At 58.6% G+C, this 9,502-nt stretch carries 8 protein-coding genes and 3 pseudogenes; 6 read left to right on the top strand and 5 right to left on the bottom strand.

Annotated features, from left to right (window positions below):
- Window positions 1-303: 303 nt before the first annotated feature.
- Window positions 304-642: a LysR family transcriptional regulator gene (locus C5L12_RS28930; protein ID WP_245423057.1), complete on the top strand. Its 339-nt coding sequence runs from the start codon at window positions 304-306 to the stop codon at window positions 640-642.
- An 11-nt stretch (window positions 643-653) separates the two neighbouring features.
- A complete protein-coding gene (locus C5L12_RS26810) occupies window positions 654-1,304 on the top strand; it encodes a LysR substrate-binding domain-containing protein (protein WP_245423056.1) in 651 nt (216 codons plus the stop codon).
- A gap of 190 nt (window positions 1,305-1,494) precedes the next feature.
- Here C5L12_RS26810 and C5L12_RS26805 read toward each other — a convergent pair whose 3' ends face one another.
- Window positions 1,495-2,268 (bottom strand): asparaginase domain-containing protein, encoded by a 774-nt coding sequence (locus C5L12_RS26805; RefSeq protein WP_105375058.1) that lies wholly within the window; start codon window positions 2,266-2,268, stop codon window positions 1,495-1,497.
- A 184-nt stretch (window positions 2,269-2,452) separates the two neighbouring features.
- Between C5L12_RS26805 and C5L12_RS26800 the strand changes: the two genes are divergently transcribed.
- The 4 genes and pseudogenes from C5L12_RS26800 (at window position 2,453) to C5L12_RS26785 (ending at window position 5,849) form a co-directional block, all read left to right on the top strand.
- Window positions 2,453-3,853 (top strand): aspartate ammonia-lyase, encoded by a 1,401-nt coding sequence (locus C5L12_RS26800; RefSeq protein ID WP_105375057.1) that lies wholly within the window; start codon window positions 2,453-2,455, stop codon window positions 3,851-3,853.
- A pseudogene (locus tag C5L12_RS26795) lies at window positions 3,850-5,105 on the top strand (sarcosine oxidase subunit beta family protein). The gene C5L12_RS26800 and the pseudogene C5L12_RS26795 overlap by 4 nt, the downstream one beginning before the upstream one ends.
- An 8-nt stretch (window positions 5,106-5,113) precedes the next feature.
- Window positions 5,114-5,347 (top strand): annotated as a pseudogene (locus tag C5L12_RS26790) (sarcosine oxidase subunit delta); the annotation flags it as partial.
- Between the two features lie 37 nt (window positions 5,348-5,384).
- Window positions 5,385-5,849, top strand: coding sequence for a 2Fe-2S iron-sulfur cluster-binding protein (locus C5L12_RS26785; RefSeq protein ID WP_105375056.1), 465 nt, complete (start codon window positions 5,385-5,387; stop codon window positions 5,847-5,849).
- Between the two features lie 10 nt (window positions 5,850-5,859).
- Here C5L12_RS26785 and C5L12_RS26780 read toward each other — a convergent pair whose 3' ends face one another.
- From C5L12_RS26780 to C5L12_RS26765, 4 genes and pseudogenes are all read right to left on the bottom strand, one after another.
- A complete protein-coding gene (locus C5L12_RS26780) occupies window positions 5,860-6,189 on the bottom strand; it encodes a hypothetical protein (RefSeq protein WP_105375055.1) in 330 nt (109 codons plus the stop codon).
- 83 nt (window positions 6,190-6,272) lie between these two features.
- A complete protein-coding gene (locus C5L12_RS26775; RefSeq protein ID WP_342588646.1) occupies window positions 6,273-6,530 on the bottom strand; it encodes a PAAR domain-containing protein in 258 nt (85 codons plus the stop codon).
- 484 nt (window positions 6,531-7,014) lie between these two features.
- Window positions 7,015-8,397 (bottom strand): alpha,alpha-trehalose-phosphate synthase (UDP-forming), encoded by a 1,383-nt coding sequence (locus C5L12_RS26770; RefSeq protein ID WP_105375059.1) that lies wholly within the window; start codon window positions 8,395-8,397, stop codon window positions 7,015-7,017.
- Between the two features lie 759 nt (window positions 8,398-9,156).
- Window positions 9,157-9,390, bottom strand: a pseudogene (locus C5L12_RS26765) (ATP-binding protein); the annotation flags it as partial.
- Window positions 9,391-9,502 lie beyond the last annotated feature (112 nt).

Below are 9,502 nucleotides of genomic sequence, written 5' to 3'. Positions count from 1 at the left end.
CGCTCAATGATTGCTTCAATCAGTTCCGTCCGAGTCGCCATGCTGATCCGCCGTGCCATCCATCCCCCGAACTGGGACAGCGAACCATCACCATCCCATCGGGAGCATCAACACTATCGGTAACATTGTCCGTTCCCCCACGTTTGGAATGATTAGGGCCTCGATTGCCTCCGATTTGCTTCTTGTGGTTCTGCGGAGAGGACGGACCGTAGTTCTCACTCTCATGAATAACGGCCATTGCTTCAATCGAAATTCGGTCGTAGTAGCAGAATTACTGATTAACATAATATCGACTGAACATAGATGCCACTCCCCGACCTTCATGCGCTCGAAATTGCCGCGACTGTGATCGAGGCGGGCAGCATGAGCGCTGCGGCCGCTCAGCTCGGGATGACACAGTCAGCTGTGTCCCAGGCGATGAAGCGTGCCGAAGCTCAGGTGGAGGTCACGTTGATGCACAGGGATCGTCGGCCCCTTGTCCCAACGGAGGCCGGGCGGGTGCTCGTTGCCCATATCAGTGAGATCGCGATCCGCGCGGAACGGGCCATCGAGGAAGTCCGAGCAACGGCCCTTCGGCCCGAACGTCAGGACCTGCGGCTGGGCGTGTCGATACGTTTGCCTCTGCGGTTGGACCCGTATTGATCCGAGACTTGATGGAAGGTGCCATCGCGCTCAGGGTTGCCGCGTTTTCCGGCTTGGCGCATGCCCACACGGACGCCTTGATGCGCCACGAGATCGACGCAGCCATCACATCCGACCGGATGGAGGAACTGGATGAAATGATGCGCTTTCCACTGTATCGAGAACCCTTCTTGTTGGTGGCGCCGGTCACCTGGGGTGACACGCTCCGCGATCGTCCGATCCGGGATGTGCTGTTTGAGCACCGGCTCATTCGCTATGGCGCTCGATCGCACATGGGTATGCAGGTCGAGAGACATCTTAGGCGATTGCGGATTGAACATCCGCAGGTTCTTTCCTTCGACACGTCTGACTCACTTCTTGCAATGGTCGCAGGCGGCGTCGGTGTTGCGATCACGACGCCGCTCTGCCTCATGCAGGGCACGATCCATCTGCCCGCGCTTTCAGTGCTGCCTCTACCTAGTCCCGGCTTCTCACGTGAGTTGACGCTTGTGACCCGCCGGGGCGAGTTCGACACGCTCGGACCAAGAATCGCGGATGCTGCGCGGGAAATGCTCGAGAACCACACCCTGCCGCAGATCGTCAGGCTGATTCCCTGGCTTGCGAATCTTGCGAACGACATGATTTGGCGCCAGCCCTCGCCAGAGGGCGATCAAGTGGATTGAAAGACCTTTTCGATTTGCCTCTGAGTGTCACCACGGGCAAGGCACAACACGACCAAAATCTTGGCCTTTTGGGGACTTAGATCATTGCCGGCGATAATCCCGATTGATTTATGGTGTGCGATGTCGTCTACCCGGCCCGCACCCGCTCGTCATGACTGCACCACCACAAGTCTCCTCGATACGGCATCGTTCAAGGCGCGCACTTCCTCCCGCGTGCCAACACCTGGAGCGAACCCGGCCGATACGATGCCTGTTGCGCCAGCATCAACGAACGAATGGCAGAGCCATCCGCGCCAACGTAACTGTAAGCGATATCGACGCGCGGGAGGCGCCGCAGCAGGTCCTGCGAGAATTTGCCTAACTCGCGGCGGTCGGCGCGGATGATATCCGCCACCGGCCCATCGATGAAACAAAGCGGGCCGAACCACGGCGATTGAAATGCATTCAGATGAAGCGTGTGGGACTTCGTTACCGTGCGGGGCGAGTGGATCTCGTCGTTCATTACGACCAGAACGTCCGGGCTGTCGGCATCGGCCGCAGCCACGCGGATCGCCGCGGCCAAATTGGCGTGAGCATCGGAGGAAATGCCAGTCAGGGGCCGCATCGATCCTGTGACGACTACAGGGATTTTGCGATCCAGCACCAGGGACAGCAGCCAAGCCGTTTCTTCAAGACTAGCCGTCCCGTGACCGATGACAATTCCATTGATCTCCGGGTCGCAGGCAAGTTCGCTGCACAGTTCCGCTAGATCGGCCCAATCGTTGAAGGTGATAGCGGTGCTGTCAATCTGGCGAAAGTTAACCGGCAGTATGGTCGCGATGGCCCCCTGGAGTCCCGTTCGTTCGATCAGGGTTTCAGCATCGATGCGCTCGTCGGTCGCCTTGTAGTCGAGCAGGTCAAACGGATCTGTCCCGATCGAAGCGATCGTTCCGCCTGTCCCGACGAATGCAATTTTAGGAAGCATGCTCTTCTCCCGCGTGGTCGGTCATGGATAGCGAGCCGCCGCCATCCGTGCCAAGGGCGAGCTGTTATTATAAGCGAAAATGATGCTGTTAAGTGAATTGATTTAAGTAACGCTTGTTCGGTTCACAACTCATGGCCATTTTGTCATTCTTCGCGGCATCGCTTGATCGGATTTGGGGAACCTCATGCCAACCACTAGAACAGACACAGACAGCCTCGGCTCCCGAGAATTGCCGAAAGGAGCTTTGTACGGCGTCGCCACGCTTCGTGGTCAGGAAAACTTCGACATCTCATTTCATAAGCTCGGCGACGCGCCGGAGCTTCTCAAGGCGCTTGCGCGCATCAAGCATGCAGCAGCGGCCGCCAATCGCGATATCGGCATCCTCCCTGCCGATATTGCGAGCGCCATCATCGAGGCAGCCGTCGAGGTTGAAAACGGCCATCACGCCGATCAGTTCATCGTCGATTTGCTGGAAGGCTCCGGTGGAACCTCCATCAACATGAACGCCAATGAAGTCATTGCCAACCGTGCGCTCCAGATCCTCAACGAGCAGCCAGGAACATATAGCCGCATCCATCCCAACGATCACGTCAATACCGGCCAGTCGACGAACGACGTCTTGCCGGCAGCCGTCAAGCTGGCCGTCTATGACAAGTCTCAGACTCTCATCGATGCCCTGACGCATCTCGCCCACGCTCTCGAAGATCGCTCCATTGCCTTCGAAGATGTGTTACGGATCGGCAGGACGTGCATGCAGGCAGCCCAGCCCATGCGCCTCGGTCAGGCGTTCGGCGGCTATGCCGCCGCCATTCGTCGACTTGTCGAGAAAATGGCGTCCGTTCGTGATGAAATGCTTGTCCTGCCCCTGGGCGGAACGGCTATCGGAACCGGTTTAGGCTCGGCTTCTGGCTACCGGAGCGCGGTTTATCGTCATTTGAAGGAAATCGTCGGGGCAGATGTCCGCCCCGGCGAAAATATGTTCGATGCCATACAGAATGCCGACGCATTCGCGCGCGTCTCTTCGGAGATCCGCATCTGCGCCGAGGTCATCGGCAAGATTGCATCTGATCTCATCATCCTTGCGTCCGGTCCGAACAGCGGCGTCGGCGAACTGCGGCTTCCCTCCGTACAACCGGGTTCCTCCATCATGCCTGGTAAGGTCAATCCGGTCTTGCCGATGATGATGCAACAGGTTGCCTTCGCCGTCGTTGGAAATGACGCTGCTGTTTCGCTCGCCGCCTTGCACGGTCAGCTTGAGATCAATCATTTCGAACCGGTCTTCGCATCACGACTGTTTGACTCGATCGAACTCCTTGCAAAATCCACGCGCATTTTCGCCGACAAATGTATCGCCGGCATCGAGGCCGACAGCGAGCAATCTCTCAGGAACCTCATGCAGTCGTCGGCACTTGCCACCGTCTTCGTGCCAAAACTCGGCTATGCCGAGGTCTCTAAGCTTGTGGAGGCCTCCGTTGCGGTACGGCGCCCATTCATCGAGCTAGCCATAGAACGCGGCCTTCTGACCCACGACGAGGTCCTCCGGGTTGTTCGCGAAAGTACCGATTATCGCGAGGACGTCGCATAAATCATTACTCCGCCCTCTCCATTCTCCGCCACGGCCTCACCGGCAATCGGCACTGATCGCGCACCTGGTGCGACCCCGCTCCGAAACCAAGTTACGACGTCGTGATCGTTGGCGGTGGCGGCCACGGTCTGGCAACCGCCTACTACCTCGCCAAGGAACACGGCATTCGAAACGTTGCGGTCTTAGAAAAGGGTTGGCTCGAGGGCGGCAACGCTGGGCGTAACACCACAATCGTCCGCTCGAACTACATGATGCCGGGCAATACGATGTTCTACGAAAGGTCCATGCAACTCTGGGAGAACCTGAGCCAGGACCTGAACTATAACGTCATGATCTCCCAGCGGGGACAATATAACTTATGCCACTCCCCGCCCAGATGGACGCGGCGCGCCGGCGCGGCAACGTCATGCGTGCGAACGGCATCGATGCAGAACTGTTTGATCGCGCCGGGGTCATGCGTCGCATTCCCTATCTCGATTACTCGCAGAATGCCCGTTTTCCAATCCACGGCGCGATCTACCAGGGGCGTACGGGCACGGCGCGCCACGACGCCGTCGCATGGGGCTATGCGCGTGGCGCAGACAGGCATTGCGTTGACCTCATCCAACAATGCGAGGTAGTGGGCTACATCTGGGACAAGGACAGGATCGTCGGTGTCGAGACGACCCGCGGCCCGATCCGCGCGAAGAAGGTGGCTTTGGCTGTCGCCGGCCATACCGGTCATCTGGCGGCAAAGGCGGGACTTCGCCTGCCCGTCGAGACGCATGTTCTTCAGGCCTTCGTAACCGAGCCCCTGAAGCCGCTGGTCGACAGCGTTATCTCTTTCGGCGCTGCCCAATTTTACATCAGCCAGTCGGACAAGGGTGGATTGGTGCTCGGTGGTGACCTCGATGGTTTCAATTCCTATACCCAGCGCGGCGGTCTGCCCATTGTGGAACAAACCCTTCACAGCACCAAGGCTCTTATGCCCTCCCTGTCCAGGCTTCGTCTGCTCCGCCATTGGGCTGGCGTCATGGATATGTCGATGGATGGCTCGCCCATCATCGGTAAAATGCCGTTCGAAGGGCTCTGGCTGAAGGGTGGCTGGTGTTACGGCGGCTTCAAGGCAACACCCGCGTCCAGTTACTGCTTCGCCTGGACAATCGCCAAGGACGAGCCCCATCCCGACAACTCGGAATTTAAACTCGAGGGTTTCGAACGCGGCTATCAGATTGACGAAAAGGGCGTAGGCCCTCAACCCAACGCCCATTGAGGTCAACCATGTTGAGAATCCATTGCCCGGTCTGCGGCCTTCGGGACGAAACCGAGTTTACCTATAGCGGGGATGCAACTGTGCGTCGTCCTGATATGACCGAATCCGACCCCAAAGCGTGGGTGGAGTACGTCTTTATCCGCGACAACCCTCGCGGTCCCCATAAGGAATATTGGCATCACGTGACCGGTTGCCAGCAATGGCTGATCGTGGAGCGCGACACTCTCACACACGAGATTTCCGGAAGCTACCTGGCCTGCGAGGTCGCAGACTTCGCAGATGAGGTGGCGGCAGACGGCGCGCAGACTTTCCAGTGGTGGGCGTATCGACCGCAGCCGCCCCGTCAGTGTTCAGTTCGACGGCCGATCCTTTGCCGCTTATCCGGGCGATACGCTTGCCTCGGCGCTACTGGCCGGCGACCAAATCCTTCTGGCCCGGAGCTTCAAATACCATCGTCCCCGTGGATTGATGGCGGCCGGCGTCGAAGAGCCGAATGCACTCGTGCATCTTCGCGACGGTAACCGTCACGCGCCGAACGCTCAAGCGACGATGGTAGAAGTTTTCGATGGTTTGACATCGACCTCCCAAAATGCGTGGCCGAGCCTCCAGTTCGACGTGGGCGCCGTAAACGGCTTGATGTCGCGGTTCTTTGGCGCTGGTTTCTACTACAAGACATTTATTGGTCCAATCAAGGGAACTGGCTTTTGGATGTTCTGGGAGGGGTCAACAACCTGGCGTAGCTGAACACCAATGTTCATGCGCTCCTGGCCCGGGTTGAGGGTAACTTAGCGTTTCTCGACCCGTAGCGACGGGCGACTTCATAGAGTTTCTCAAGATCAAGCGCACCGCTTTCATCCTTGACTTGTTTATCGAGCCAAACGTTGAAGGGGCTGTTTTTCGTATTTTTCACCCCAGCTTCGCGCTGCTCTCGCGAGATTTTCATGGACCTGATTTCAGATCCAATTGGGCGGTAAGTCGTCGCGCTGGTGAACAGGCTTGGCCGCGTGATTCGCAGTGCTGAACGATCGATCTCGTAACCCATTGCAGTCCTGATCTTAAAGCGGCCCTTCATCGCTTCCAGCATCGGGACGAACTACAGCGTGGCGGTGCCCTGCACAATCGCACGTCTCACAGTTCGACTCGGCGCCAGCGCGTTGCCCCGGGACGTTACTCGAACGTTATCCACGACACACCTTGAGCTAAGCGCCCGCCGTGCGAACAAGAATCTCCCATCCGCGCAATCCTCTTGCCGTTGATCCGCGCGATTGAAGAACCTTCCTTAATCCTGTCGGACGTTGTCGGCGCGCCGGAACATAGGCATGTGTCGCTGACGGTAGCGATTGGAATGCCCTCCACACAGACAAAATTCTGGCTGGTCGAGATCACTGGGCCGCCGATATGGGGCTTTGATCCGGGGTCAACCATAGGGCAGATATGCATGTGCCCTTTGAGCGCAACAGGTTGTCCAACCATGTCCTTCTTCTCGATCTCGTCTTAAAGTAGGTAACAAGCGTCCGACCGCTTGCCGGACGAAAACCAGAGCGGAAGCTCACAACTTGTCCTGGAAAACCCGCGCGTCGACGTCAGGTCGTTCCGCAAGTGAGAAAGCAGAGTTAGTCAAGCGCATCGTTCAGCCGCCTTTTAGTAGGGGCGAAAGCCCAGCGGATTATTGACGGTCGTCTCCCTCATCCTTCCGCCAACCGGCTGCCGCGGAGGGTACAAGCTTATCGCGGGCTTGCCCGGGCTCGGCAGGATGCCGCGTTTCGCAGCGCGCCGACCAAGGCGTCAGGGGCCGGGCCGTGGACCCAGCCGCGGCGCTGACCTCCTCTGTGGGCACCTATGCGGCCTGGCGCACTGGCTGTCGGAAAGGGCAACTGCAGCCGCACATTCAAGTTGCTCGAAGCGCCGGTCATGGCTCGTCCGCCTCGCGCCGCTTTGAGCCACTGGGCACCTCCCCATCGTGCGAAACGGCCTTTCCCGGGACCAACGCGAGCCGGCTCTTCTCCAGCTGCGAAACGAAATCCGCTGCCCATCGGTGGACCGTACCTTGTCGAATCTTCGTCATCATCGCTCGCCAGCGGACCACGCGCTCCTCGCGCGGCATCGCGATCGCCGTCGAAATCGCGCATACCATCTCCTCGACTTTGGTAGGGTCGACCAGCAGCGCCGTATCGAGTTCGTCGGCCGCGCCCGCAAACTTGGACAAGATCAGCACGCCGGGATCGTTCGGGTTTTGCGCGGCGACGTATTCTTTCGCCACGAGGTTCATGCCGTCACGAAGCGGGGTGACCACGCCAACCTGGGCGGTGCGGTAGAGACCCGAGAGCACATCTTGGCCGAAGCTTTTAGTGACGTAGCGGATCGGCGTCCAGTCGCCAGCGCCATACTTGCGGTTGACATCGGCGACAAGTTGGCCGACTGAGTCCTGCAAGTCGCGATAGGTTTGGATACCAGTACGCGAGGGGTTGGCGATTTGCAAAAGCGAGATGGTGCGCGGATTCTTAGACCAGTGGTGGGCGAAGGCTTCAATCCGTTCAGGGATACCTTTGGTGTGGTCAAGTCGGTCGACGCCGATCGCAAGCTTCTCGCCACTAAGACCGTGCGTCACATGGGCCACATCGGAGTGTGAGCTCGAATTTGCAGCATGCTGGGCGAACTTGTCCGGATCGATGCCGATCGGAAATACTTGGCATCGCGTCAGACCATAGTGCGAGATCACACCACCGTCCTCAGTGCCTAGCCCGAGATCGGAACCAACAGAGGCAAGAAAATTCTGCCGATCGCCCTCGGTCTGGAAGCCGATCAGGTCATACGCAAGCATTGATTCGATCAGTTCGCCATGATGCGGCACATGCTTCATAAGGGCGAGTGGCGGCCATGGCGTATGTAGGAAGAAGCCGATCGGCCGGTCGATGCCGAGCTTACGTAGCTCCGCGCCGAGCACGAGGAAATGATAATCATGCACCCAGAACGCGTTGCGATCCCTGAACTGGTGCAGCGCTTGCGCCATTAAGGCGTTGATCTCGCAATAGCTTTGATAATCACCTTGCGAATCCTGCATCAGGTTGGGCAGCGAATGGAACGCTGGCCACAACGTTGAATTGGAAAAGCCCTCATAATAGCGGTCATAATGCCCGGCGGGCAGATCCAGCGTCACCAGCGCGCCGGTGCCAAGTGTCTGGACCGACGCGTTCCCGTGTCGCCCATCGCCCTGTGAACCCGAGCACCCCACCCAGATCGCTCCGGAATGTTCCACAATGGACAGCAGGGACGCAGCAAGTCCCCCGGTCATGGGTTCCCCGGGGCCACCGCGCGCAACCCGGTTCGAAACAACAACGAGGCCCGCCCCGGTCAAGGCTGCGATCCACTGTCCCGCGCGCGGGGTGAGATCGCCTTGCACCGGGGCATCCTGCAGGCGTCGTTTGGAAGTGTCACTGTCGCTTGGCTGGGCCTGTCCTGAGCTCTCCAAAATGTGCGTCCTCTCTCGGGCAGCAAGGGACCCCATGTTATGCGCACCGGTTCGCCCCGCCACATGCAAAATACATATTTCATTATGCTCATGGAAAGTTGATCAACGTTCCACAGGAGCCCTTCCCGCGACTTTCACGATGAACTGATCGGCACGGCGACCGTTCTCGACTTCGACGGAGCCCAGGCGTGGCAGGGCATGCCCCAGTTTCGGCCGGGGCACTTTCGGAACTGCATCGAAGTTCCTCGCGTAAAACTCCAGTCAGGCGAAGGGCCGCTTCGAATCGCCGACCGCACGGTAAAGCACCGCCTCTCTGAATGAGGTGTGGCCGGCCGTATCTCAGCATGAACTAATTCAGGTGCCCTGCTGTGTCGCTCGCTATTAATTCACAGTTTTACCCCCTTGCTCGGCCGGATGATCTGCACCGGCCGATGAGCCTCATGGCTGACAGGCCAAGATAATCTCTGCAAGCGCGGACAGCGCGATATCGGCGCGCAGGTGACGTTCTTCCTCGATCGCAAGCGGACCGGTTGTTAATACCGTGTGAACTTTCCCCAGAAGTACCGAAGTAAAATTCCCCATTTATGCCGACGTGGGGGCCAGGGAGATTTGGGGATTTTTTGGTGGACGTCCGCGTGGCTTTTGGGGTGGAGCAAACGCCGGGGGTGCGATCAGTGCTTTGGATCGGACATGCTCCGGCATCAGCTCGGCATGCTGCCGCAACCGATAGCTTGATCCTTCGATCTGCACGACGACGGCATGATGAAGCAATCTATCGAGCAGCGCCGTTGCGACGACGGGATCACCAATGATTTCATGATGCCTGTTTCCTCGATCGTCTATTGCGTTGAGCGCGAGCGCGCAGGATGCCGATCTGGTCCTGCGTCAATTCGATCTGCCATGGCTGGCCCTTGGCGAGTTGGTGTCC

This window comes from Neorhizobium huautlense (assembly GCF_002968575.1).
In the GTDB taxonomy this organism is placed as follows: Bacteria; Pseudomonadota; Alphaproteobacteria; order Rhizobiales; family Rhizobiaceae; genus Neorhizobium; species Neorhizobium huautlense.
This window is presented reverse-complemented; position numbering and strand designations above follow the sequence as displayed.

Coding starts and splice junctions, on each gene's coding strand:
- C5L12_RS26805 (WP_105375058.1), bottom strand. CDS start 2,268: ATGCTTCCTAAAATTGCATTCGTCGGGACAGGCGGAACGATCGCTTCG.
- C5L12_RS26785 (WP_105375056.1), top strand. CDS start 5,385: ATGAGGTGGCGGCAGACGGCGCGCAGACTTTCCAGTGGTGGGCGTATC.
- C5L12_RS26770 (WP_105375059.1), bottom strand. CDS start 8,397: ATGACCGGGGGACTTGCTGCGTCCCTGCTGTCCATTGTGGAACATTCC.
- C5L12_RS26810 (WP_245423056.1), top strand. CDS start 654: ATGGAAGGTGCCATCGCGCTCAGGGTTGCCGCGTTTTCCGGCTTGGCG.
- C5L12_RS26775 (WP_342588646.1), bottom strand. CDS start 6,530: ATGGTTGACCCCGGATCAAAGCCCCATATCGGCGGCCCAGTGATCTCG.
- C5L12_RS26780 (WP_105375055.1), bottom strand. CDS start 6,189: ATGCTGGAAGCGATGAAGGGCCGCTTTAAGATCAGGACTGCAATGGGT.
- C5L12_RS28930 (WP_245423057.1), top strand. CDS start 304: ATGCCACTCCCCGACCTTCATGCGCTCGAAATTGCCGCGACTGTGATC.
- C5L12_RS26800 (WP_105375057.1), top strand. CDS start 2,453: ATGCCAACCACTAGAACAGACACAGACAGCCTCGGCTCCCGAGAATTG.